The organism is Neptuniibacter sp. SY11_33, from assembly GCF_047778025.1.
GTDB lineage: Bacteria > Pseudomonadota > Gammaproteobacteria > Pseudomonadales > Balneatricaceae > Neptuniibacter.
Genome location: NZ_CP180543.1, coordinates 787339 through 812109 on the forward strand (window position 1 = coordinate 787339; position 24771 = coordinate 812109).

The 24771-nt window shown below is 40.5% G+C and carries 20 protein-coding genes and 1 pseudogene; 17 read left to right on the plus strand and 4 right to left on the minus strand.

Annotation, left to right across the window (positions count from 1 at the left end):
• The first annotated feature begins 482 nt into the window (after positions 1–482).
• The 13 genes and pseudogenes from ACMXYV_RS03470 to ACMXYV_RS03530 all read left to right on the plus strand — a co-directional run bounded on the left by ACMXYV_RS03470 (position 483) and on the right by ACMXYV_RS03530 (position 14911).
• A complete protein-coding gene (locus ACMXYV_RS03470; RefSeq protein WP_415890385.1) occupies positions 483–1925 on the plus strand; it encodes an undecaprenyl-phosphate glucose phosphotransferase in 1443 nt (480 codons plus the stop codon).
• 20 nt (positions 1926–1945) lie between these two features.
• The gene (locus tag ACMXYV_RS03475) at positions 1946–3112 is read left to right on the plus strand and encodes a nucleotide sugar dehydrogenase (protein WP_415890386.1); all 1167 of its coding nucleotides are present in this window, start codon (positions 1946–1948) and stop codon (positions 3110–3112) included.
• Positions 3113–3160: 48 nt separating this feature from the next.
• Positions 3161–4576 carry an oligosaccharide flippase family protein gene (locus tag ACMXYV_RS03480; protein WP_415890387.1) on the plus strand — a complete coding sequence of 472 codons (1416 nt, stop codon included), beginning with the start codon at positions 3161–3163 and terminating at the stop codon, positions 4574–4576.
• A gap of 15 nt (positions 4577–4591) precedes the next feature.
• Positions 4592–5797, plus strand: a complete 1206-nt coding sequence (locus tag ACMXYV_RS03485) for a glycosyltransferase (protein WP_415890388.1) — start codon at positions 4592–4594, stop codon at positions 5795–5797.
• A gap of 4 nt (positions 5798–5801) precedes the next feature.
• Positions 5802–6713 carry a glycosyltransferase family 2 protein gene (locus tag ACMXYV_RS03490; protein WP_415890389.1) on the plus strand — a complete coding sequence of 304 codons (912 nt, stop codon included), beginning with the start codon at positions 5802–5804 and terminating at the stop codon, positions 6711–6713.
• Between the two features lie 4 nt (positions 6714–6717).
• The gene (locus ACMXYV_RS03495) at positions 6718–7971 is read left to right on the plus strand and encodes a hypothetical protein (protein ID WP_415890390.1); all 1254 of its coding nucleotides are present in this window, start codon (positions 6718–6720) and stop codon (positions 7969–7971) included.
• Positions 7968–8939: a glycosyltransferase gene (locus ACMXYV_RS03500; RefSeq protein WP_415890391.1), complete on the plus strand. Its 972-nt coding sequence runs from the start codon at positions 7968–7970 to the stop codon at positions 8937–8939. Before ACMXYV_RS03495 ends, ACMXYV_RS03500 begins: the two co-directional genes overlap by 4 nt.
• A 346-nt stretch (positions 8940–9285) precedes the next feature.
• Positions 9286–9441: pseudogene (locus ACMXYV_RS03505) on the plus strand (DapH/DapD/GlmU-related protein); the annotation flags it as partial.
• Between the two features lie 7 nt (positions 9442–9448).
• Positions 9449–10171, plus strand: a complete 723-nt coding sequence (locus ACMXYV_RS03510; RefSeq protein WP_415890392.1) for a WecB/TagA/CpsF family glycosyltransferase — start codon at positions 9449–9451, stop codon at positions 10169–10171.
• Between the two features lie 10 nt (positions 10172–10181).
• Entirely contained in the window at positions 10182–11192 is a 1011-nt protein-coding gene (gene galE / locus ACMXYV_RS03515) for a UDP-glucose 4-epimerase GalE (RefSeq protein WP_415890393.1), read from the plus strand.
• Between the two features lie 119 nt (positions 11193–11311).
• Positions 11312–12670, plus strand: a complete 1359-nt coding sequence (locus tag ACMXYV_RS03520; protein WP_415890394.1) for an MBL fold metallo-hydrolase RNA specificity domain-containing protein — start codon at positions 11312–11314, stop codon at positions 12668–12670.
• An 837-nt stretch (positions 12671–13507) separates the two neighbouring features.
• Positions 13508–13969 carry an REP-associated tyrosine transposase gene (locus ACMXYV_RS03525; RefSeq protein WP_415890395.1) on the plus strand — a complete coding sequence of 154 codons (462 nt, stop codon included), beginning with the start codon at positions 13508–13510 and terminating at the stop codon, positions 13967–13969.
• Positions 13970–14287: 318 nt separating this feature from the next.
• Positions 14288–14911, plus strand: a complete 624-nt coding sequence (locus ACMXYV_RS03530; protein ID WP_415890396.1) for an SH3 domain-containing protein — start codon at positions 14288–14290, stop codon at positions 14909–14911.
• Between the two features lie 250 nt (positions 14912–15161).
• Here ACMXYV_RS03530 and ACMXYV_RS03535 read toward each other — a convergent pair whose 3' ends face one another.
• From ACMXYV_RS03535 to galU, 4 genes are all read right to left on the minus strand, one after another.
• Positions 15162–15539, minus strand: coding sequence for a hypothetical protein (locus ACMXYV_RS03535; RefSeq protein WP_415890397.1), 378 nt, complete (start codon positions 15537–15539; stop codon positions 15162–15164).
• A 189-nt stretch (positions 15540–15728) separates the two neighbouring features.
• Positions 15729–17000 (minus strand): nucleotide sugar dehydrogenase, encoded by a 1272-nt coding sequence (locus tag ACMXYV_RS03540; RefSeq protein WP_415890398.1) that lies wholly within the window; start codon positions 16998–17000, stop codon positions 15729–15731.
• The gene (gene pgi / locus ACMXYV_RS03545) at positions 16997–18637 is read right to left on the minus strand and encodes a glucose-6-phosphate isomerase (protein ID WP_415890399.1); all 1641 of its coding nucleotides are present in this window, start codon (positions 18635–18637) and stop codon (positions 16997–16999) included. Before pgi ends, ACMXYV_RS03540 begins: the two co-directional genes overlap by 4 nt.
• A 263-nt stretch (positions 18638–18900) precedes the next feature.
• Entirely contained in the window at positions 18901–19791 is an 891-nt protein-coding gene (gene galU, locus ACMXYV_RS03550; protein WP_415890400.1) for a UTP--glucose-1-phosphate uridylyltransferase GalU, read from the minus strand.
• A gap of 317 nt (positions 19792–20108) precedes the next feature.
• Between galU and ACMXYV_RS03555 the strand changes: the two genes are divergently transcribed.
• From ACMXYV_RS03555 to ACMXYV_RS03570, 4 genes are read left to right on the plus strand one after another with little or no spacing between them, the layout of a single operon-like run.
• Positions 20109–21215: an outer membrane beta-barrel protein gene (locus ACMXYV_RS03555; protein ID WP_415890401.1), complete on the plus strand. Its 1107-nt coding sequence runs from the start codon at positions 20109–20111 to the stop codon at positions 21213–21215.
• Between the two features lie 37 nt (positions 21216–21252).
• Positions 21253–21807 carry a polysaccharide biosynthesis/export family protein gene (locus tag ACMXYV_RS03560; RefSeq protein WP_415890402.1) on the plus strand — a complete coding sequence of 185 codons (555 nt, stop codon included), beginning with the start codon at positions 21253–21255 and terminating at the stop codon, positions 21805–21807.
• Positions 21808–21834: 27 nt separating this feature from the next.
• The gene (locus tag ACMXYV_RS03565) at positions 21835–24054 is read left to right on the plus strand and encodes a GumC family protein (protein WP_415890403.1); all 2220 of its coding nucleotides are present in this window, start codon (positions 21835–21837) and stop codon (positions 24052–24054) included.
• On the plus strand, positions 24051–24770 hold the full coding sequence (locus tag ACMXYV_RS03570) for a tyrosine-protein phosphatase (protein ID WP_415890404.1): 720 nt from the start codon (positions 24051–24053) through the stop codon (positions 24768–24770). The genes ACMXYV_RS03565 and ACMXYV_RS03570 overlap by 4 nt, the downstream gene beginning before the upstream one ends.
• Position 24771 lies beyond the last annotated feature (1 nt).

A 24771-nucleotide genomic window follows, 5' to 3' on the forward strand; every position in this document is an offset into this window, starting at 1 on the left:
CTATGTGTTTCTGTAGGAGAGACGCCCTCGACTCGATGAATGTATATGTTGGACAGACGCCTTGTCTAGATTTTTGATCTGTGCGCTTTTGTAGGACAGAAGTCTTGTCTCGATTTTTGATCTATACGCTTTTGTAGGAGAGACGCCCTCGTCTCGATTAGTGGTCTTTTGTGAAAACAGTAAGTGCAATTCTCAATACACAAGAATCTACCTAAAAAATACCCAAGCGCATAAAAAATGCTGCACTGCAAGGTGATGATCCAAAATTTTAGTTAACTCCGTTATGCATAAAGTCCTACACAATGCGCTGTTATTACAGCTCATAACAACTCAATTCTAAAAACATAACAATCATAGACTAATTTCTGAGCAGTTTATTGCGCAACTGCAAAAAAAGTGGATTGCTGAATGTATTCTGAACAATTAGAATACGCTTAAGTGCCATGGAGTATGGAAGGTTTGGCACAAAAAAGGATAAATTAATGGATATTAGTACCCATAATAGTGGTGCTACGGCTGTGTATCGCCGTAATAAACGCCTACTCAAAAACCATGAATCGCTTGTTGCGCTCTTTCAGCTATCAGCCGACATAATCGTTGCTGTAGCGCTATTGTACCTGTTTACTTCATTTAAACTGGAAGCGTTTCCTGCGGCATACCGAGTACTAGCTGTACTTGCGTCCTTTTGTATCTGGTTTATTTACAGTTCTCGTGGCGTCTATCGTCGATCATCCGGTTACTTGCGTGGTTGTTTAAGGCTCACAGGTGCTTGGGCCGTTATGGTTCTGTTACTTTCACTGATCGGCTTTATTACTAAAACTTCTGAAACATTTTCTAGAGAAATTCTTTTGCTTTGGGCTAGCTCAATTTTGCTGGCGCAGAATATTTCTTATTGTTTAGTGAGCTACTTTTCCAAAAAGTACAAAGAGAACTTCGAACGGCACCTACCGACTTTGGTTATTGGAACTGGCTCAGTTGCTGAGCACTTGGTAGATAACCTTAATAAAAACCGCTGGCTGCCTGACAAGGTAATAGGTTGCATTAAAAGCCTTGATAAAGATGAAACAGTAAATGTCTCTGGAGTAAACGTTTTAGGTGGGCTGGAGAATATCCGCTCACTGATAAAAGAACATGATATTCGCCGGATTTACATTGCGTTACCGATGAAGGCATCAGAACAAATCGATGGTCTAAATATCGATCTATTAGATATGAATGTCGATATCATTTGGGCTCCCGATATTTTTGCGCTCAATCTGATTAACCACTCTGTACGTGAAGTGGCAGGTATCCCACTCATATCTATTAATGAAAGTCCGCTGACGTCTTCTCGTGTATCAATGATTATGAAAGAAGTGATGGACCGTTCAATCGCAGCAATGGCCTTAGTGTTACTTGCCCCAGTTATGATCTGGGTTGCTTATAAAGTTAAGAAATCATCACCAGGCCCTGTTTTCTTTAAACAGGACCGCCATGGCTGGGACGGAAAAGTTATTAAAGTGTGGAAGTTCCGCAGTATGAAACTTCATATAGAAAATGAAGGTGAAGTGACTCAAGCAACGAAAGAAGACCCGCGGATCACTGAAATAGGAAAATTCATTCGTCGTACATCTCTGGATGAGCTGCCTCAACTTATCAATGTCCTTCAGGGAACCATGTCACTGGTTGGGCCTAGACCACATGCTGTGGCACACAACGACTATTACTCAGACAAGATCAATGCGTACCTAGCAAGACATCGAATTAAACCAGGTATAACTGGCTTGGCTCAGATTAGCGGTTATCGTGGTGAAACTGAAACCATCGATAAGATGGAAAAGCGTGTCGAGTATGATCTGGCCTATATCAATAACTGGAGTCTAGCTCTAGATATCAAGGTGTTAATTAAGACGCCTTTATCGCTGTTATCTAAAGATATTTATTAATTAGAGTTTGGAAGAACGAAATGAAAATTGCTGTAGCTGGTACAGGGTATGTTGGGCTTTCAAATGCATTATTGCTGGCACAGCATAACGAAGTAGTTGCCCTAGATGTCATCGAAACAAAAGTACGGCTTCTTAATGACAAGATCTCTCCCATTGTCGATGCTGAGATTGAGGACTTTCTACAAAACCGTGAGCTCAATTTCAAAGCGACGATTGATAAAAAAAGCGCATATGAAAATGCCAGATTTGTCATTATTGCCACGCCTACGGATTATGACCCCGAGACAAATTACTTCGATACCTCATCTGTCGAGAGTGTTATAAAAGATGTAACTCAAATAAACCCAACGGCAGTAATGGTAATCAAATCCACGGTACCCGTTGGCTTTACCAAGAGAGTGAAACAGAAATACTGCTGCACTAACATAATTTTTTCACCGGAATTCTTAAGAGAAGGCAAAGCGCTTTACGACAATCTTCATCCATCACGGATCATCGTCGGTGAAAAGTCGGAGCGTGCACAGGTGTTTGCCAATTTGTTAATGCAGGGCGCTGTTAAAGAGGAAATACCGGTACTTTTAACAGAATCGACCGAAGCAGAAGCAGTCAAACTCTTTTCAAATACTTACCTGGCTATGCGAGTTTCTTACTTTAATGAGCTAGATACCTATGCAGAAACACATGGCCTCGATACAAAGCAGATCATTGAAGGTGTGGGCTTAGACCCGCGTATCGGAAATCATTATAACAATCCGTCCTTTGGTTATGGCGGGTATTGTCTGCCAAAAGATACAAAGCAGCTGCTCAGGAATTTTGAAGATGTTCCGAATAACCTGATTAAAGCCATTGTAGATGCAAATACAACCCGTAAAGATCATATCGCATTTTCAATTTTAAATAGACAGCCCAAAGTGGTAGGGATTTATCGCCTAATCATGAAAGCGGGTTCTGATAATTTTAGAGCTTCTTCGATTCAGGGAATTATGAAGAGAATCAAGGCGAAAGGGGTTAAGGTTGTTGTTTATGAACCAGTGTTGGAAGACGATTCTTTTTTTGGTTCAGAGGTTATTCCGGATCTGGCAGAATTCAAAAAAAGAGTTGATGTCATCGTTGCTAATAGAGTTGTGCCTGAAATTGAAGATGTGATTGAAAAAATATATACGCGAGACTTATTTGGTAGTGACTAGATTTAAGTAAAGTATTTATATTATGTATCTTAATGTTTTTATGTGTAAATGATTAAAGGTATTGGTTTGACTGCGTTCTCATCGATTTATATCGTTGGGATTCAATTGTGTTTGCTTGCAGTGTCTGCACGTATTCTTGAAACTTCTGAATTAGGAATTATTTCAATTTGTGGAGCGATTCTTGCTCTGTCTACATTATTTATAGATTCAGGGCTTGCTACTTTTGTTATATATAAACGTGATTTAAGTCGGAAAGAACTTAATGCATTATTAGTAATAACTTTCATAGTGTCTTGTGTTGTCTTTAGTATTGTATTTGTGGCAGCGCATTTTATAGAAGACTTTTTTTTGGCAGAAGGGCTTAAAGAAGTGATAGTTATTTACTCAATGAGTTTTTTGCTATCACCTATGATTTCTCAATTTCAATCTATTTTAGTTTTGAAGCAAATGCTATCAACTTTGGCTGTAGCTGATGTATTAAGTAAAACGCTAGGATTTATACTTTCTGTAACTCTTATGCTATTTGAATATGGTGCTTTGTCAATTGCTTGGGGAATAGTGTTGGCTAGTGCCTCGAAAATTATGTTGATGTACTTTTGGTTGCCTAGAGAATATAAAATTAGCAAGGGAGTTGATTTATCAATAATAAACGAGGCCTATGATTATTGTAAATTTCAGTTTGGTGGTCAATTTTTGAATTACGTGAATATGTATATAGATATTTTCATCATAGGGAGAATGTTTGGAATTGAACAGCTAGGTATATATTCATTGGCGCGTGATCTGATAGGTAAGATTCCGGCAGTATTAGGGCCTTTATATGGAAAGGTGATATTGCCATTGATGTCAAAGGTAAAGAATGATTTAGATGTAAGAAAAGAGATTTTCAATAAATCTAATTTAATAATTATTTTAATTAATACGCTAACATATAGTAGTGTTTCAATAATGTCTATTTGTATTGTTGAAATATTATATGGTTATGATTCTAATGTTTCTGAAGTTATTGTGATTCTATCTCTTTATTATATGATTCGTAGCTATGGAATGATAAATGGTTTTTACCTCCAATCAATAGGTAAGGTAGGTAGAGAGTTTTATTGGAATCTATTTGTATTTATTGTTTATCCAGTAATGATGTATATTTTTTCACTTCAAGGGTTCTATTACTTTTTGTGGTGTATGGTTATATTTCAGTTGGTGTTGACATTTGGTTTATACATTTTTTTTCATTGGGGGAATTATCCTGTAGTTTTTTTTGATTATTATTTAAGTGTTTTTTGTGCTCTGGCTATTTCCTTTTTGGGTATTGCTGTAAATTATGAGTTTATAGGTTTTGAATTAAAAGAATTGTCTATTGTTGTTGTGTTGGTGGTTAATGTTGCTCTGTGTGCTTTATTTTATAAGTTTATTGGTAAAGTCGATGGGTTTAAGTATTGGTACAGTGCGCTTAGTAAAAATTAAAAGGGATGACGCGGCATGAAGAAAATAACCTTTTTTGTAGAAGGCTTTCCTGTATTGTCTGAAACATTTGTATTGAACCAAGTGGCATCTATGGTTGAATCAGGGTTTGACGTAAAAATTATTGCAAATGTACCAATGAAAAGTGGTTTGAAACACCCTTGGGTTTCAAAGCATGATTTAATATCTAAAACAGAAACTGTATTTGGTGGTGTATCAAAGCTATCGAAAATTTACAGTGTAATAATCGCAATGATATTAGATATATTTCTTTTTAATTGGAGGCGGCTAGGGTGGCTTAGGAAAGTCAGTGTAAAGGACTATATGCTAGCTCGTAGCTTTGAGAATATTTCAGGTCCTGTTATATGTCACTTCGGCCCAGTTGGAGCAAGGCTAGCAAGATTGAAGTATTTGAAAGTTGTACGGGACGTTAAAATACTTACTGTTTTTCATGGATATGATATTTCGGTAAAGAAAGAATTAGAAAAAGAAAAAAATAACTATGAAACATTATTTGCAGTTGGTGATCTTATGTTGCCAATTAGTAAATACTGGGCCAAAAGGTTAATGACAATGGGTTGCGCAGAAAATAAGATTCATGTGCATCATATGGGGGTGGATGTTAGAGACTTTAATTTTAAGTATAGATCAGAAATATCTAATACAATTAGTTTGATTTGTGTATGTCGCTTTGTAGAAAAAAAAGGGATTTTTGTACTATTGAATGCCTTGGCGAAATTGCCAAATAAGTACCAGTTGACTCTAGTAGGAGATGGGCCTCTTAAAAATGAAATAGTTAATCTGGTAGATAAGTTAGGTATTAGAGGGCGCGTTAATTTGACAGGACCTTTAGCATCTGGTGATGTATCGAAAAAATTACTTTTGGCCGATGCTTTTGTTCTTCCTAGTGTTACCGCAGCTAATGGGGATATGGAAGGTATACCAGTCGTACTAATGGAGGCCATGGCGTCGGGATTGTTAACTTTTAGTACCAATCATTCTGGAATATCTGAGTTGATTAGTAATAAAAAGACAGGATTTTTGGTAGAAGAGTATAATCCAAATGAACTATCAGAATCGCTGAGATATGCTTTTGAAAAGCTCGATTACGAACATCGTAAAGTTATAGTTAAAAAAGCGAGAGAGAAAATAGAGAATGACTTTAACTTGTTAAAATTAAATGGAGACTTGACGTCTTTACTCCATAGGCATTTTCAAGGTTAATATTATGAATAATAACATATTGGTTTCAGTGGTTATTCCTTGTACTGATCGTACCGAGGGCTTGCTTCGATGCATCAATAGTGCTTTGGAACAAATCATTGAGGACAGTATTGAAATTATTATCGTAGAAAATAATTCGCATAATAAAAATGTTGTTTCTTCGCTGGTTTTTAATTTAGACGACGAGAGAATAAAGCATGTGTATATGGATATATGCGATAATGCTAATTGTGCTAGAAACTATGGAATTAGTCTAAGTAGTGGTCAATATATAGCATATTTAGACTCAGATGATTGGTGGGATAAAGCTCACCTAGAATCATGTTTAAATTGTATAAAAGAATCGAACGTTAAAGCAATTTATTCAGGCTGCAAGCTTCATGATGGTCTTTCAGTACAAGAAAAAAAATCACGGCAAATAGAAGATGAAAGTGCGTATAGCTTTCTTTTTGGAACCAATAGAGGTGTTGCTCAAACATCATCATTTTTTCTTGATAAAAGTGTCTTTTTTTCTGCTAGTTGGGATGAATCACTCAAGCGGAGTCAAGATTATGATTTTTTCGTCAGCGTAAATAATGCACATGGGTGGCATTATAAAGAAGATATAACAGTCAATGTTTATTGGGAAGTTGGTGCTATTAGATCTCCTTCTGTTTCTTCTTTTAAGGGCTTTTATGAAAAGCATTCAGTTGAAATGACTGATGATGAAAATGCTAGATACTTAGCTGAGGCTCTCAAAAGTTTAGTTTTGTATTCCAAGAATGACTTCAAGGAATTGCATCAGGTTTTTAAACGTTACCGAAGCAAAATTAAATTAATTGATAGGGTGTACCTGTTTAATTACATTAGCGCTTATTATGCTTCACATATAAAGACTTGTATTAATAAGCTTAAGTCTTTATATAAGCAGGGGTAATACCGTGAGCTATGCTTCTTCGGGTTTATATATTTATAAAGGTTATCTATTAGATAATGTTTTTAAGTTTTATGTACTAGCTTGCTTTTATACGCCTTTTTTAAGTTCGATTATACCAATACCAGGCGTTAATATATTAGATGATGCTGTTTTTTTTCTTATGCTTGGTGTATGCCTTTTGCAGTTTAAGCATCGTATTGTTGAATTTGATCTTATCTTGTTGTGTATTCCTGCTTTGATTGTTTTTTCGATACTGATTGCTTATTTTGAAGGGGTAAGTATAACGGTCATAATACTGTCGCTTAAAAATATTAAAAACTTATTTCTTTTTATTGTTCTTGCATGTCTTTTACAAAATCATATGGACTTTGTGAAGCGGCATATTCTAATTTTGCTTGTTGCTTCAGTACCATTAGCATTATTTCAGTTCTTTACTGTTAGTCATCAAGATGACATAACTGGGCTTTTTGGTCCTAAAAGTAGTAGTTTATACAGTTTTTTACTAATAGCTTATGTAACGACATTTATCGTTGAAAAAGGTTTTTATAGCGTTGGCTGGCGTTGGTTGCTTTTTATTCCTGTGTTTCTTAATGAAACCAAAATTACGTTTGTTTTGTTTCCTTTGATGCTGGTGGCTTTGTTAATATTCACTATGCGAATAAAAGTCTATCATGTGATTTTAGTTCTTTTGTTAAGTGTTATAGTTTCCTCGGCTCTAGACGAAGTTTATTACAGTCTATATGGTTACCCTTTTTCAGATGTGTTTGATTCGGCGTATCTGGATTCTTATCTTTTTGATTATACTGAAATGCATAAAGATGTTCCTAGATTTTTTCGGCTGCATGTTGCATACGAAATTTTATCAAGCTCTGATTTTTTTAATTGGATGTTTGGCTATGGTCTAGGGGCTGAATATGTTGGAGATGGTGGGGATAGACTTGGTGTAATCGCTTATGAACTTCGGAATACTTTGTTGAATCAAGGTACCAGAATTCAGTTATTTCAATTTCTTTTGGATTTCGGAGTTGTTGGAACTGTTTTTTTGGTTACTGTTCTCCTAATTATGTTGTTTCGTATTATGCTCAAAGAGTGTAATTATGAGAACCTTTTTTCATTGTCAATTCTTATGTTGATGGTGTTTTCATTGGTTTATCAGAATATGTTTTTTACTAAGCAGTTATCTTTTGTTTTATTTTTCTTTGTTTACTCTTCTTTGATGAAAGTAAGGCATAAGCGTAATTTAAGGAGTTTAAATTGAGAGTTCTAATTGTATCTAATATGTATCCGGATAGAAATCCAGATTTTAAATATGCAGGGATTTTTGTTAAAGAACAATTTGAAGAAATGAATAAAAATAAATCTGTATTTTGTGATTTGTTTGTTATAAATGGTTTTAAGTCAAAGTTTCATTATCTTTTTGGCTCTTTGAGAGTCTTGTTCAAAATTATTTTCGGAAATTATGATGTTGTTCATGCTCATTATGGCTTGAGTGCATTGTTTACTTTACTTGTTCCATTTAAAAAATGGAGAAACGTAGTTTTGACACTTCATGGTGGTGATATCCTTGATAAACAGGGTAAGAATATCCAGGTGTTTCTAACAAAAAGGATATTAAAAAAAGTTGGTGTTGTTATCACTTTAAATGAAGAAATGAACAGTGTTGTAAATAGTTATAGAAGTGATTATCAGATCGTTCCGTGTGGCGTTGATACGGACTTTTTTGTTCCTGAAGAAAAAGATCTCAGAAAGCATAAAACACAAATTGTGTTTCCAGGAAACCCAGATAGATCTGTAAAGAATTTCTCGCTCTTTAAAAATGTTATTGAGTCATATATAAAAAAATATGAACCGGTAGAAATAGTGATTTTAGATGGCTTAACTAGAAGTGGAGTTAAGGATGCTTTTAATTGTTCATCAGCGCTCCTTATGACATCTATCAGTGAGGGTTCTCCTCAAGCCGTTAAAGAAGCTTTGAGCTGTGATTTACCAGTAGTTAGTAGTAATGTAGGTGATGTTAAGTCTATTTTGGGGAGTACTCCAAGCACAGCGATATTTGAAGTATGCGACGATCCAGAAGTAATTGCCGATAAAGTTTATCAATCGCTTAATGAGTACTCTGGAAGCTTAGGTAAACGTAGAGAAAGGGTTTTGAACTTAGGTCTTTCTAATAAAGAAGTCGTAGGGAAGCTTATTAAGATGTACGAAGGTATGACTAATCATGATTAATCAGCTTGCTTTAGTTTTTTATTATTTGATTGTTTCAAAGCTACCTAATACAAAATTTATTTCTATTTTTAATTCTTTTAGGGTCTGGTATGTAAGTAAAGTCCTAAATATTATGGAGTATCATAAAGAATCAATATTCGAAGATAATGTGTATATTTCAAATGGTAAGAATTTAAAAATAGGTAAGCATTGCCATATAAACGAGAAGGTCTTCATTCAAGGTGCAACTATTGGGGACTATGTGATGATAGCGCCTGGTACTTCTATTTTGAACAACTCTCATGGTTACAAAGATAAGTCTTCACCAATGATTAAGCAGGCTATGATTTTAAATAGTAATCCTGTTATTGAGGATGATGTCTGGATTGGGCGTAATGTAATTATTCTGCACGGTCTCAGAATAGGTGAAGGGTCTATTATTGCTGCTGGTTCTGTTGTTACAAAAGATGTGGAGCCCTTTACAGTAGTAGGTGGTGTTCCAGCACAACTTATCAAATACAGGTGATGATTTGAAACTTGATAACTTGTTATTAATTTCTTCAAGTGATGTTGATGATTTTCTTGCTTGCTTATTAAAAAAAAATAAGCCTACTTCTTTAGGCTTTCTTAATCAGCATGGTTATAACTTGATTTGCAATGATGAAAATATCTTTAATTCATTTAATGATTTGGATGTTATTTTTAGAGATGGTAAAGGTATTGAACTTGCCTGTAAGTACTTTGGTTTAAATCCTGGAGCTAATCTGAATGGCACCGATTATATACCTCACATTATTTCCTTCATCAAATCAAATGCCAATTGTGATATTGTTTTTTTTGCTTATGGTACTTCTGATCCATGGCTTACAGTTGGTGCTTCGGCTCTTTTCGATACATCAGGAATTCATCTTTTAGATGGTTTCTTACCTGATACTGATTATTTAGATAATTTTAATGAACATGCATCGCCGGGTAAAGTCAATATTGTTGTTTTGGGGATGGGTATGCCAAAGCAAGAAAAAATCGCAAGACTATTAAAATCTAACTCTAGTGGCAATACTATAATAATTTGTGGGGGTGCTATTTTTGATTTTCTAGGAGGAAAATTCGATAGAGCTCCTATGTTGCTTCAGCGTCTAGGCTTTGAATGGCTTTACAGATTGATTAAGGAACCAAAGCGTTTAAGTAAAAGGTACTTGATTGGTATACCTATTTTCTTTTTTAATGTTTTTAAGAATAAGATAACATTTTAGAGGTTATTCCATGGCTGTTTTAGTTACTGGCGGCGCTGGTTATATTGGTTCTCACACAGTGGTTCAGCTGTTAACTGCAAGCCAAGATGTAGTCATTCTTGATAATCTCTGTAACAGTAGTGCTGTGGTGTTTGATCGAGTAGAGAAAATCACCGGCAATAAGCCACTTTTTGTTGAAGGTGACATCAGAGATGCTTCTCTTCTCAATCAAATTTTTCAAGATTATGATATTCATTCTGTTATTCACTTCGCAGGTTTGAAAGCGGTTGGCGAGTCTGTTGAAAAGCCAATGCTTTACTATCAAAACAACGTTGAAGGGTCACTGAACCTCTTCGAGGCAATGTCTAATGCTGGTTGCTCCAATCTTGTATTTAGTTCTTCTGCAACGGTATATGGCGATCCGCATACGGTGCCCATTCTTGAGCATTTCCCTTTGTCAGCAACCAACCCTTATGGTCAATCAAAGCTGATGGTAGAAAACATTCTACGTGACCTGTCAGTATCTGACCCGCGTTGGCAGATTGCTCTTTTGCGCTACTTTAACCCTGTTGGTGCTCATGAGAGTGGTTTAATTGGAGAAGATCCATCGGGCATTCCGAATAATTTAATGCCTTATGTTGCACAAGTTGCAGTAGGTAAGCGTGACAAACTCAGTGTGTTCGGTGGTGATTATCCAACCCATGATGGTACTGGTGTACGTGACTATATCCATGTTGAGGATTTGGCTGATGCGCATTTAAAGGCTCTTTCTGTGTTACAGGAAGGGCATGGCTGTAAACCCTATAATATTGGCACGGGTAATGGTTATTCTGTGCTTGAAGTCGTAAAGGCTTTTGCAGAAGCCTCTAGTCAAGATGTACCTTATGAAATTGATGAAAGACGCCCTGGTGATATAGCCGAATGTTATGCGGATCCTACATTCAGTGAGAAGGCTCTTGGGTGGGAAGCTCAACATGATTTGAAGCGTATGGTTGAAGATCATTGGCGTTGGCAGTCTAAGAACCCCAATGGGTATGAGTGATATAATCACCACATAGTCTTATCGAGGCGGGGCGCCTCTCCTACAACGGGTGGGGCATATTGCGCATTTGTTTGTAGGCGATATGCTTCTTCCAAAATTACCAATAACAAGGATGTTATATGGCAAAAATCACTCATCATGGAGCTGTTACGGGCGTAACAGGTTCCTGTCATCAGTTATTCGATAATCAAGATAATTCAATTCTAATTGATTGTGGTTTATTCCAAGGAGCTGAAGTTAGCTCTGAAGAAGAGAATTCCTTCCATCTTGAGTTCCCACTCAGCAGGGTTAGCGCTCTGGTTGTTACCCACTGCCATATCGATCATGTGGGCCGAATACCTTACCTTTTAGCCGCTGGCTTTAATAAACCTATTTTTGCGACCGCTGCTACTGTGAAGTTGCTTCCGCTTGTGATAGAGGATGCTCTAAAAGTTGGTTTTACTCGGGATCAACAGCTTATAGATCAAGTCTTGGATTTGCTCCGCACTCTGATTGTACCTGTCGATTATAACGAATGGGTTCAGATTCCTGGTTTTAATGCTGAAGGTATTCGTTTTCAGATTGCAGGGCATATTCTGGGCTCCGCTTATGTGGAGGTTCAATTGTCTGCTGAGCGAGTTGTATTTTCTGGAGATCTGGGGGCTCCTTACTCACCGCTGTTGCCATCTCCTCTCTCGCCTGAATGTGCGGACACTTTAGTCATTGAAAGTACTTATGGGGATAAAGTGCATGAATCTAGACAGGATAGAAGCACACGCTTGAGAGGGGTGATAGAGAATTGTCTAAGTAATGCCGGTACGGTTTTAATTCCTGCATTCAGTATAGGGCGAACTCAGGAATTGCTTTATGAGCTTGAGTCTATTATTCATGAGGTGGGTGGTGACTGGGATAGTTTAGATGTCATTGTTGATTCTCCTCTGGCTGCGCAATTTACTGAGCATTATCGGGAGCTAAAGGGGTTGTGGGATGAGGAAGCTTCAATGCGTGTAGAGGCTGGTCGGCATCCGCTTTCTTTTGAGCAATTGATTACCATTGATAGTCATGGTGATCATAAGCGACTTGTCGAGTATTTGAATAGCTCGGGTAAACCCGCTGTCGTTATTGCTGCGAGTGGTATGTGTGCGGGTGGGAGAATTGTTAATTACTTAAAAGCTTTGTTACCTGATCCTAAAACTGATGTGCTGTTTGTTGGTTATCAGGCGAAGGGTACCCCAGGGCGGGATATTCAGAAGTATGGCCCGCAAGGTGGGTATGTTGTTCTGGATGATCGCAGAATTGATATTAAAGCTGGGGTTTATACGATCAGTGGATATTCCGCCCATGCGGATCAGCAGGATCTGGTTAATTTTGTTTCTGGTATTGGGGATATGCCTTCTGAGATACGGATTGTTCATGGAGATGAAAAGGCTAAGGAAGTATTAAAAGTGAAGTTATTAGAGATTGTGCCTGAAGCTAAGGTTTGGGTGCCTGAGGGGTAGTTGGAGTTCTAATCGCGACGGGGCGTCGCTCCCACAAGGGGGGATTTGTAGGAGGCGCGCCTTTATGCCCTTGGGTACTACCGGCGAGTTGGGTGTTGGTGGGGTAGTTTGAGTTCTAATCGCGACGGGGCGTCGCTCCCAGAGGGGGGGGCTTTGTAGGAGGCGCGCCTTTATGCCCTCGGGTACTATCGGCGAATTGGGTGTTGGTGGGGTGGTTTGAGTTTTAATCGCGACGGGGCGTCGCTCCCATAGGGGATAATTTGTAGGGGCGCGCCTTTATGATCTCGGGTACTACCGGCGAATTGGGTGTTGATGGGATAGTTTTAGTTTTAATCGCGACGGGGCGTCGCTCCCACAAGGGGGGATTTGTAGGGGCGCGCCTTTATGCCCTAGGGTACTACCGGCGAATTGGGTGTTGGTGGGGTAGTTTGAGTTCTAATCGCGACGGGGCGTCGCTCCCACAAGGGGGGATTTGTAGGAGGCGCGCCTTTATGCCCTCGGGTGCTACCGGTGAATTGGGTGTTGGTGGGGTGGTTTGAGTTCTAATCGCGACGGGGCGTCGCTCCCACAAGTGGAGATTTGTAGGAGGCGCGCCTTTATGCCCTAGGGTACTACCGGCGAATTGGGTGTTGGTGGGGTGGTTTTAGTTTTAATCGCGACGGGGCGTCGCTCCCACAGGGGGGGGATTTGTAGGAGGCGCGCCTTTATGCTCTCGGGTACTACCGGTGAATTGGGTGTTGGTGGGGTGGTTTGAGTTCTAATCGCGACGGGGCGTCGCTCCCACAGGGGATAATTTGTAGGAGGCGCGCCCCGCGGCGAAAGAAAACGGAGGAAGAGATGAAAGGGAATTCATCAAGACTACGAAAAGGCCGGTTTTCTGAAATAGGTCGAATCTATTTAGTTACTTTTGTTACTTACAAGCGCAGAGCGATTTTTACCGAATTTGATAATGCTAGGTTAATGGTGAGCGTATTAAAGCGTGAGAGTGAATACACTAAGACGCTTTGCTTTGTTGTCATGCCAGATCATGTTCATTGGCTTCTTCAGCTCGGAGATACATCGCTGAGCAAAACGGTGCAGCGGGTGAAATCTATTTCGTCTCGAGCGATTAAAAGAAAACTTGCGCACAATTGCAGTGAGGCTATTTGGCAAAATGGCTTTCACGATCATGCACTAAGAAAGGACGAGGATTTAGTTAAACTTGCAAGGTATGTTGTAATGAATCCGGTAAGGGCTGGTTTAGCTTCAAAAGTTGGTAAGTATTCACACTGGGATGCTGTCTGGGTGAATGGGGAATAATTGAGGGGGATCTTTAGCAGGTATTTGCCCCCGAAGGGGGGAAGGGTACCGACATCCTTGTCGGCTCCTTATCTTCCCTGATCAAATAGCAGATGCCTTCATCCTTGAGGGCCTGGATCTTCCTTGACCCCTCTGCTGGTAAATATATTAAGTTTATAACTTGCGTAAATATATAAGAAAAATTCCTAATTTGATTTGCACTGCTAAGGTGTTGTTTTTTGCCTTTGTTTGGATGAGTTAAACTCTTTAGCTCTTTGTATCCTTGATATGCGTGGATACTATTACTTGAACTTTTAAACCAATGGATAGGTTTTAAACGTGTATAAATATTTTGTGACTTTTCTTCTTTTATTTTCGTCTTCTGCCTTTTCTGTTGAGTACTTGGTTGTGACTAACGATAGCGTGAGGGTGCGTGAACAACCGGGGCTGAAAGGTCGAAGTATGTTGATGCTAAATAAAGGGCATCTGGTTATTAAAATGGAAGAAAAGGGGGATTGGACGCGTATTTATTTTGCCGGTAAAGAGAAGCGTACAGGTAAGACTGAGGGGTGGATGCATAGCTCGTTTTTAAAAGAGGAGCGTAAAGTGGTAGAGCAGTCTGTCCCTGAAGAATTAAGGTTAGAGATGGTAGCTTCTGATTTGGCCTGTGAAAAAATAATGGGTGCTGAGATCGTGCAGGGATGTGATCTACATCTTCAGTATAAACTTCATGAAGCAGCTCAATTAAGCAGTATTAAGGTTAATTGTAGTGCAGAGTTGGTAGCTAAAACCCGAAGTGGAGAGCTAATTCCTGTCCCAGTTAATCAAACGCTTAAGCATTCAGTTGTTCAAACAATAGATGATTTTTCTATGCACATTATTATGAAGGCTGATGCCTCTTATCAATTAGAGCAAGTGAGCTTAGAGGGAAGCCGGTGTAGGCTTGTGGGGTACAGTAATTGACCTTCTGTTTCATGTTAGGTGCAAGTGAATAAGGTCTGTTTTTAGCTAAGGGTCACCTTATGGGTATAGTCAAGACGCTCCTAGGTGGGTTTTAGTAGGGGGCGCGCCTTTATGCCCTTGGGTACTCGCGGCGAGAAACTCAAACAATCGCGACGGGGCGTCGCTCCCACATTGAATCTCCTTTCTTGGTGAGTACATTTTCTTGGGGCATAGCAGCGTTGCTCCCACATTAAATCATCTTTGTTGGTGATTAATGATCTTCAGTTTGCTGAGAGATCTTCGATGTTACAAAGCAAACTATAATCGCAATAACTACACCTATCGCATTTGCGTACGCGTCTTCGATAGAGAAGTGTCGTAGTGGCCGTAAAGCGCCTTGTAGATACTCCAGCAGGCCTGCCAGTACAAACCAACTGCTCCAGTAGATCCAGCTAGGGATCTTGTATAGAGCTAGTCTTCCCATAAATGAAACACCAAAGAATGCGATGAAGTGTCCGACCTTATCCGAATTTTCAAAAATCCTTTCAGGTGGCGCAGGGCGGAATATTCCGTAAGCCAAAGCCGCTAAGGCTAGAAGGAAAATTACCCAGATCATGGCCTTATATTTTTGGATAAAAGTGTTGTTCAATTGTTCTCTCAGTTTTAATTTGTTGTGTGGCGATATTTATTTCTAGCTCAGGGTGAAATTTTTCGCGACGGGGCGTCGCTCCTACATGGTGTATTGGTAGGAGGCGCGCCTTTATCTAGTGGCGAAAAAACACAAACAATCGCGGCGGGGCGTCGCTCCTACGTTTAGATGTTGGGTAGGAGTTGCGATTTAGCGGCCGACGCCATAGTAGGTGAAGCCAAGGTTCTCTAGCATCGCTTTATCAAAAATGTTTCTGCCATCAATGATTAGGGGGTGTCTCATTGAACTAAGTAACTCGCTGTAATCCGGTGACCAGTATTCAGGCCAGTCAGTTAGGAGCAAAAGACCATCGCTGCCTTTAAGAGCCTCATAGTTGTTTTCGAAGTACTTAAGGTTTTCTTGTTCGCCAAAATGTTCACGGATGTTATTCATCGCTTCAGGATCATGCATATGAACTTTGCAGCCTTGAGCTAGCAGTGTGTTAATTACTTTTAAACTAGGGGCGTTATCAATACTGGCAGTACCTGGTTTAAATGATAGTCCCCAAATTGTTACGGTTTTATCTCTAAGGTCACAGGAATAGTGGCGCCATAATTTACGGAATGGTTGCTCTTTTTGCTTTTCGTTCTCGTTCAATACTGTATCAAGAAGCTTTGAATTCCTCGCTTCTGTCATTAATTCTGACAGGGCTTCAATATACTGTTGGAAATGTAGGCCGCCAAAACCACAACCGGGGTGAAGGTAGTGTGGTCCAATACGCGGGTCGGTGATCATTGCTTCTCGAATAACTTCAATATCAACTTCTAGCTGATCAGCCAGATTTGCTAATTCATTAATATAGCCTAGGCGTAGCGCTAGCATCCCGGTGTTGGCAAATTTTGTGAATTCAGCCTCTTTAGAAGACATGATCATCCATTGTTTGACTGCTTGGCTAAACGGACGCATCAAGGCTTTGATGTTCAGTATGGCCCAATCGTTAGTGCAGCCTAAGATAATGGTTTGTGGCAATTTGTAATCTTGTAGAGCTGAGCCTTCAGATAGCATGTCAGGTATGTAGCAAATAACTTGATTGTTATTTTCGTCCAACTGATTTTGTAGCTTATCTGAACTGCCAACACCAAAATTGGATTGATTGATGACCAATACGTTGGATGAATGATGCTCACTAATACGGCTGATAAGTCGTTCGGCTGTTATAAACTGATCAGGGTTTAATGCCAAAATATGGTTTGATGCATGTGCAATGCCTTCAGCTCGAGATCCTATTATGAGTCGGCCATTAGATTGAGCATCCAGAATTAGCTGTTCAAGCCCCGGTTCATTACTAACTTTGAACTCCAGGTCTTGCTCATTAGGTGCTTCATGCTCATTGGTGACTAAGAGAATATGATTTCCGCTTTCAGCTAATGCAGCTGCTGCAGTCCACGCAAGGAGTTCGTTACCCCAAATGGTAATCTTCATTTAGCTTCTCCTTTGGCCGCGATTCTGTTTATCAAACCGTCGGTTGAACTGTCGAATTGAGGTGTTCCGTTGTTTATGTCGAAGGCGCTCAGTAGGGATGTAGCTACTTTCTTACCTAATTCTACACCCCATTGATCAAACGGATTAATATTCCAGATAACAGATTGCACAAAAACTTTATGTTCGTAGAGAGAAATGAGCTGTCCAAAAGAAAATGGTGTAAGTTCATCCAGCATGATTGTTGTGCATGGCTGATTGCCTTTGTAACGTTTGTAGGCTGGAGCTTCTTCGGCTCCGTCGAGAACGGAATCACCCAGCGCTAAAATTCTAGATTGGGCTAGACAGTTCGCTAAATTTAGCTGATGTTGATGCTGGAGTTCGGAATTGTCAGTGTCATGATATCTTCTCGCGGCAACGATAAAGTCACACATAACCGCTTCTGTGCCTTGGTGAAGCAACTGATAAAAAGCGTGCTGAGCATTTGTGCCCACTTCCCCCCATAAAATAGGGCAGGTCTTGTGGTTTACGCTATTGCCCTGTCGATCAACGGATTTTCCGTTACTCTCCATCTCAAGTTGTTCAAGATAAGCTGGAATGTGACTTAGTCTACCGTCATACGGAAGAATGGCGTGGGCATTTATGTTCTGGAAGTTGATGTTCCAAATGCCTGTCATGGCTAGAAGAACTGGGAGGTTGACGTCTAGTGGTGAATTTTTGAAATGTTCGTCCATTTCATGCGCACCGGCGAGCAGATCTTTAAATCCTGCCATGCCAAGTTTTAAGGCAATTGGCAGTCCAATGGTTGACCACATTGAGTATCGACCGCCAGTCCAATCCCAAAACTCGAGTTGATTGCTTTTGGGGATACCCCATTCTACGACTTTGTCTGGATTGGCTGAAACGCCGATGAAATGACGGGATACAAGCGTTTCTTCACTGCCGGCATAGCTTGATTTCTTAAGCCATTCTTTTGCTGTTTGCGCATTGGCTAGGGTATCTATTGTTGTAAATGATTTCGACGAAATAATGAATAGCGTTCTGGCTGGGTTTAGTTCGTCGAGTAGGTCGGCCATCTGGCTGCCGTCCATTGAGGATACAAAATGGACCTTTATTTTTCGTGCTGTGTCTGGTGTATTTTCCGACAAGGCTTTACATGCCATAAATGGACCTAGGTCTGATCCCCCTACACCAATATTAACTACGGTATCAATAGAGTGCCCGGTGTAACCACGCCACTGGCCTGAGTGAATTCGAGTTACAAGTTGCTCCATTCTTTCTAAATTGTCATGGACTTCATCAATGATGTTAGTCCCAGATAAATCTAGAGAGTAATGGGCTGGAGATCTCAAAGCTGTGTGTAAGGCTGGCCTGTCTTCAGAATCATTTACGTGATCGCCTTTGAACAGCTTAGTAATCCAGTGGGAAAGCTGTTTTTCCTCAGCGAGTTTGATCAATAGAGATATCGTCTCGCTTGTTATTCTTTGTTTTGATAAATCTAGAAGCAAATCTTTCTGTTCGAAAGTGAGATGCTGGAAGCGATCAGAGTCCTGTTGGAATAGAGTGCTTATATGTGATTGAGACATATAATAAGCATGGGATTGAAGGTCCTTCCATGCTATTGATTCAGTTGATGACATCAGGTGTTCCTTATTAGGAGCTAATCGCTAGATTCAGTATTTTACCTGCTCTTTTTATGCGGGGTAAAATCCTTCCTTGGATATCTCTGATACAGCTAGAGGTATCTTTTTTGTGAATGTGTACCCCAAGGCATAGCATAGCTGTATATGCCCATGGAGTACCGCACGTATTAATCGCGACGGGGCGTCGCTCCCACACGGGGTTGTGGTAGGAAGCGCGCCTTTATGCCCTAAGGCACTTGCGGCGAAATATTCTCGTATATTTAAAGATCAAGCTCTTTAATAAATGCTTTCAGGCTGTCAGCGGTTTCTTCGTGTTGAAGACCATAAACTACATTCGCTTGCAGGTAACCGGCTTTGTTACCACAATCGTAAGTTTTGCCGCTCATATGGAATGCTTGAAGGTTGCCTTCATTTAAGTAGTCAGCCATGGCATCTGTAAGTTGGATCTCTCCGCCTGCGCCAGGTTTTGTATCTTTGAGTAACTCCATGATACGTGCTGGTAAAATGTAGCGACCGTTAATTGTTAGGTTTGACGGGGCTTCATCTACAGGTGGCTTTTCAACCATGCGAGAAATATTTGCAGATTGTCCTACAGAGATCTCAACACCAGAACAATCAACTACACCGTAGCGATCTACATGTTCCATCGGTACAGGTTCAACCATGATTTGGCCACAGCCTGTACTTTGATATGTTTCTACCATTGCTGATAGATCTGTTTGAGGAAGTCCATAGCAGTTGATCAGCATGTCAGGGAGTAATACAGCAAAGTCTTCGCTTCCAATAATTGGTGCGGCGCAAAGAACAGCGTGACCTAACCCAAGTGCTTTGTCTTGGCGTACTGCGCTGATGGACACGTCTGCCGGAAGGATGTTCTTTACCGATTCAAGAATGGCTGTTTTGCCTTTGCGTTCTAATTCGGCTTCTAGTTCGTAATGACAATCAAAGTGGTCTTCTATGGACGCTTTGCCTGATCGTGTAACTAAGACAATATCTTTAATTCCTGCGGCTACAGCTTCTTCAATAACGTGTTGTATAACGGGTTTGTCTACAACAGGCATCATCTCTTTAGGAATTGCTTTGCTTGCAGGAAGTACGCGTGTGCCTAAGCCTGCTACAGGGATTACCGCTTTAGTTACTTGATTGGACATCCTTTATACGACCTCTGGTTTATTAATTCCGTGATTGTTAAATAGTAACATGGCTTTGTTACGGTAAATAAGCCCATTTAGTCTGAATCTATCTATGTTTTTTTGCAGGTGCGAAGGCGAGATTTGCTCGTAGAAAATGTGTTAGAATGATCGAAATGTGTTCATTCGTTTAGCAGTAAGTAGCGAATGACGAATAGTGGAAATGGACAGGGATATATTCCATGGCTTTAATGGATAAAGATACTTATTTAGGTTTTTCCTCTTTTACTGCTTTTACCTTTCTTTTGACAAGCTTTCCGGTTTTAGCTCTGGAGCCTATGTCATATACAGATGGGCCGCTTCAGGTTATCCCTCAGGTCAGTGCTCAGCTTGGTTATGATGATAATATTTTTGCTACTGAGACGAATGAAGTTAGCTCCACTAAATTTATTTTATCCCCATCGGTTCAGTTGAAAGCTGAAAAGGGACTAAATGAATACAGTGTTAATTACCAGATTACTGATGCAACGTATCAGGATAGTAGTGCTGATAATTACACCGATCATGAATTATCTGGCCGTGCATACTTTGACTTCAATATCCGTAATCGTCTAGAGCTTCTAGCGGGCTATCTTAAGACCCATGAAGATCGTGGTAGTGGTTTGAATCAGGGTTCTAATGCAACAGCTAATGAAGTGCCTGTCGAATATAATGTCAAAAGCATGCAAGCCACTTACGAATTTGGCGGTAAGGAAGCCAAGGGGCGTATCAAGCTGGTAGCGGGTGTTCAGGACAGAGAGTACGACAATTTTAGAGCTCAGACTGAATCTAAAGATCGTCAGACGGTTAAAACTAGCGCGACTTTTTATTACAGGGTAATGCCGAAAACCTCGTTACTTTTTGAAGTAAGAAATGAAGATATCGATTACGATCTGACTTCAGTGACACTGGACAGCAGCGAGCGGAAATATCTTTTAGGTGCTGAGTGGGATGCGACAGCTAAAACATCTGGCACGCTGAAGTTTGGCTATTCCGAAAAAGACTTTGATAGTGCTTCCCGAACTGATGACGATGGTCTGAGTTGGGAGCTGGCAATGCGTTGGTCCCCCAAAAGTTATTCTGTAGTAGATATTGCGACAGCTAAGGAAGCTGAAGAAACCGATGGCATTGGAAACTACATCGATACCACGACCTTTGATATTCAGTGGACTCATGCTTGGAACGATCTATTGCGAACTCGTATTTATTACGGGCTATCTGAAAGTGATTATGTCTCTTCTGACCGTAAAGATGATCAGACCTCTTATGGTTTGGGTGTCGATTACGATATGAAACGCTGGCTGAATTTTGGTATGGATTACGTCTATTCCGAGCGTGATTCCAATCAGGCGGATCTGGATTACGAAAAAAATACTCTGTATTTAACTGTGCAAGGCTCTTTATAAGTCAAACGTGTTATTGGTAAGCGGGTAGGAAGTTTTGATGTTTAAGTCGCTAATTTTAATTTTAGGTTTGGTCGGTTCTTTAATGCTGACTTTTGTATTACCCGTTCAGGCCTCTGAGGATGTGAACGGTTTGTCTGATTATCCTTTGGGTGCGGGCGATCTGATTAGTATTCAGGTATTTGGTGAAGAGGAGCTGAGTGTTGAGGTTCGCTTGAGTGATGCTGGGACGGTTTCTTATCCGTTTTTAGGTGAGCTTAGAGTGCGTGATTTGAACACCGGTGAGCTTAGTAAGCTAATTCGTGATCAGTTAGCTGATGGTTATTTGGTTAATCCTAGCGTTAATGTAACGGTTAAAGAGTACCGTCAGTTCTTTATTCATGGTCAGGTAGAAAAGCCTGGTGGTTACCCCTATCAACCGGGCCTGACTTTGCAGAAAGCCGTAGCTTTAGCGGAAGGTTTTACTGAGCGAGCTTCTTCATCGAAATTCCTTGTGGCGCGAGAAGGTGCTTCGGAAGCCGAGGCGGAAAAAGCTGAGCTACAAACTCTTATTTATCCCGGCGATGTAATTACCATCGACGAGAGCTTCTTTTAATAATCCTAATACAAATGGATTTGTTGTATGTCTACTGAAAATCAAAACTCTACTGTTGGTCGTCTAATGGATGAAGAGGTTATAGATCTTCGTCAGTACTGGCGTACATTAATGCGTAATAAGTGGGGCATTCTAGGCTTTGGTTTTGTTGTCACCGTTCTGACGATTTTAGTCGTGTTTTCAATGAAGCCTGTTTACCGAGCAACTGCGACTTTGATGATCGAGTCGCAGCAAGCTAATGTGGTATCGATTGAAGAGGTATACGGCTTAGATAAGAGTAATAGTGAGTATTACTTAACTCAGTTTGAAATTATCAAGTCTCGTAAGTTGGCTGAAAAGGTTGTTAATAAGTTAAATCTTCAGGAGCATCCTGAATTTAATCAGGAGCCGGGTTTCTCTTTTAATTGGCGTGAAATGCTTCCGTTTGAATTGCCGGGAGACGCTGATAAAGGCCCTGTCGATGAGAAAGCGGCGCAGCAAGCTGAATTTAATAAGTTTATTGATGCGTTCCGCACTCGCGTTACAGTCTCTCCTGTAAGAAAAACTCAATTAGTAAAAATTACTTTCGAAGCAAATGATCCTAGATTGGCTGCTGAGGTGGCTAATGCCATTGGTAATGCATATATCGAAGGTAATCTTGAGGCTAAATTAGAAGTTACCTTGCAGGCTTCAGGTTGGTTAAGCGAGCGTTTGGGCAGCTTGTTGGCTGATAAAAAGGCGGCAGAAGCTAAATATCAAGCTTTTCTGGATGCTGAAGATGTCGCTGGTGAAGATGGGGGTAGTTCGATTGCCAATAAGCAGCTTGAGCTGGTTTCGAATAAACTGATTGATTCTCAGAAGGATCGTTTAAGACTGGAAAGCCTTAATGATCAAATTATTGCAGCAAAAGGTTCTGTTTCGCGTTTAGAGCTGGTTCCTGGTGTACTTCAGGATCGTACAGTTCAGGAGTTCAAGCGGAGCTTGCTTGAAGTTCAGCTTAAAAAATCAGAATTGGCTAAACGTTATGGTGCTAAACACCCTAAAATGGAAGCTGTTCAATCGGAGTTGAATCGTGCCTATGGTGCGCTTAATAGTCAGATCCGTAGTGTTATTAATGGTATCAAAAGTGACTACAAGGCTGCCTTGGCTAGTGAAAAATCATTGCAGAAAACGCTCGAGTCTAACCGTACGAGTGTCAAAGATGTGCAACGACTTGAATTTAAGCGTAAGGAGCTGAAACAAGAGGTTGATGCTAAAACTGCGATTTATGAAACCTTTGTTCAGCGTTTTAACGAGACCAATGCTACGGGAGATTTGAATACTGCGAATGCGCGTATTGTTGACCCGGCGATTGTGCCTGTTCTCCCTGCTAAACCGAAGAAAAAGTTAATAGTTGTTGCAGCCTTTATCGCGAGTTTGATGGCGGGTGTTGTCTTCGCGTTCTTGTTAGAAGCACTTAATAACACCGTACAAACGGCTGAAGATGTCGAAAATAAATTAGCATCCACATTGTTAGGGATTTTGCCGCTTCTGAAGGCTTCCAAGGACAATCCTGATCCGGCTTATCGAGAATTTATAGGTGATATGAGCTCAGGGTTTGCTGAGTCAGTAAGAACCATACGTACCGGTATAGTCCTTTCTTCTTTGGATAACCCTCATAAGGTTTTAGCGGTTACTTCGACTATGCCAGGCGAGGGGAAAACGTCTGTGGCATTAAGTATGGCATTTGCTTTGGGGCAGATGGAGAAAGTCTTGTTGATTGGGGCGGATATGCGACGCCCTGCTTTCCACAAAGCGTTGGGTATGGATAAAAATGCAGTTGGTCTTTCTAATTTTGTAGCAGGAACTGCGAAATTAGAAGAGTGTATTCAGCGTCATGAGTCAGGCGGTATCGATGTCATTGGCTCAGGAACTATTCCGCCAAATCCTCTAGAACTGCTTTCGTCCAAGCGATTTGCTAAGGCGTTGGCGGCGTTGGAAGAGAAGTATGATCGTATCGTGATTGATACGGCACCTTCCCAATCGGTTAGTGATGCAATGGTTCTATCTCCGCTGGTGGGCGGAATGATCTATGTGGTGAAGGCAGACTCTACGACCTATCAGCAGGCGAAAGCAGGTATTAAACGCCTAAAAGATGTTAATGCTCCGTTGATTGGTGTGGTGCTCAATCAGGTTAATACCAAGAAGGCCTCCAAGTACTACGGTGCTGAATATGGCGGTTATTACGATACTTACGGTTACACAGAGGAAAGTAAAAACGCTGCATGATTGATCTGCATTGTCATTTATTGCCCTCTATAGACGATGGAGCCTCTTCAGTTGAAGAGGCTCTTTCGCTTGCTCGTATGGCGGTTGCAGATGGTATTACGCATATGGTGTTTACTCCTCATGTTCATCCTGGCCGGTATGAAAATAATGCTCAAACCATTCAGCCGGTATTTGAGGGCTTTCAACGAACGCTGATAGAGCACGATATTCAATTGAGTGTTAAACCAGCGGGTGAGGTGCGTTTGTCGGTTGAAGTTTTGACCATGTTCGCTGCTGGTAAATTACCTTTTCTAGGGGAGTGGGAAGGTAAAAAGGTGATGTTGCTTGAATTGCCTCATAGTCATGTTCCTCCAGGCACGGATAATCTAGTGAAATGGTTGCTTGACCGAAATGTATTGCCAATGATCGCTCACCCAGAGCGAAATAAAGGTTTTCATTCTGATTCTAGAAAGCTTGCCCCCTTTATTGAAATGGGGTGCCTGTTTCAGCTTACAGCGATGTCGGTGACCGGTGAATTTGGAAAGCCTGCCGAAGAGCTCTCGGTTAAAATGTTGGAAAATGGTTGGGCAACCGTGATTGCCAGTGATGCGCATAATGCATCACACCGTCCTCCGGTGTTGTCGAATGCGGTGAAGGTTGCTGCTCAGCTTATAGGTGAAACAGAGGCTCGGCGACTGGTGTGGGGTAATCCAGCTCGAATTATTGGTCTGTATTAGT

What these genes read in the sequence shown, in the direction of transcription:
- ACMXYV_RS03470 (WP_415890385.1), top strand. Translation starts at nt 483, where the DNA reads ATGGATATTAGTACCCATAATAGTGGTGCTACGGCTGTGTATCGCCGT.
- ACMXYV_RS03475 (WP_415890386.1), top strand. Translation starts at nt 1,946, where the DNA reads ATGAAAATTGCTGTAGCTGGTACAGGGTATGTTGGGCTTTCAAATGCA.
- ACMXYV_RS03480 (WP_415890387.1), top strand. Translation starts at nt 3,161, where the DNA reads ATGATTAAAGGTATTGGTTTGACTGCGTTCTCATCGATTTATATCGTT.
- ACMXYV_RS03485 (WP_415890388.1), top strand. Translation starts at nt 4,592, where the DNA reads ATGAAGAAAATAACCTTTTTTGTAGAAGGCTTTCCTGTATTGTCTGAA.
- ACMXYV_RS03490 (WP_415890389.1), top strand. Translation starts at nt 5,802, where the DNA reads ATGAATAATAACATATTGGTTTCAGTGGTTATTCCTTGTACTGATCGT.
- galE (WP_415890393.1), top strand. Translation starts at nt 10,182, where the DNA reads ATGGCTGTTTTAGTTACTGGCGGCGCTGGTTATATTGGTTCTCACACA.
- ACMXYV_RS03520 (WP_415890394.1), top strand. Translation starts at nt 11,312, where the DNA reads ATGGCAAAAATCACTCATCATGGAGCTGTTACGGGCGTAACAGGTTCC.
- ACMXYV_RS03525 (WP_415890395.1), top strand. Translation starts at nt 13,508, where the DNA reads ATGAAAGGGAATTCATCAAGACTACGAAAAGGCCGGTTTTCTGAAATA.
- ACMXYV_RS03540 (WP_415890398.1), bottom strand. Translation starts at nt 17,000, where the DNA reads ATGAAGATTACCATTTGGGGTAACGAACTCCTTGCGTGGACTGCAGCA.
- pgi (WP_415890399.1), bottom strand. Translation starts at nt 18,637, where the DNA reads ATGTCATCAACTGAATCAATAGCATGGAAGGACCTTCAATCCCATGCT.
- galU (WP_415890400.1), bottom strand. Translation starts at nt 19,791, where the DNA reads ATGTCCAATCAAGTAACTAAAGCGGTAATCCCTGTAGCAGGCTTAGGC.
- ACMXYV_RS03555 (WP_415890401.1), top strand. Translation starts at nt 20,109, where the DNA reads ATGTCATATACAGATGGGCCGCTTCAGGTTATCCCTCAGGTCAGTGCT.
- ACMXYV_RS03560 (WP_415890402.1), top strand. Translation starts at nt 21,253, where the DNA reads ATGTTTAAGTCGCTAATTTTAATTTTAGGTTTGGTCGGTTCTTTAATG.
- ACMXYV_RS03565 (WP_415890403.1), top strand. Translation starts at nt 21,835, where the DNA reads ATGTCTACTGAAAATCAAAACTCTACTGTTGGTCGTCTAATGGATGAA.
- ACMXYV_RS03570 (WP_415890404.1), top strand. Translation starts at nt 24,051, where the DNA reads ATGATTGATCTGCATTGTCATTTATTGCCCTCTATAGACGATGGAGCC.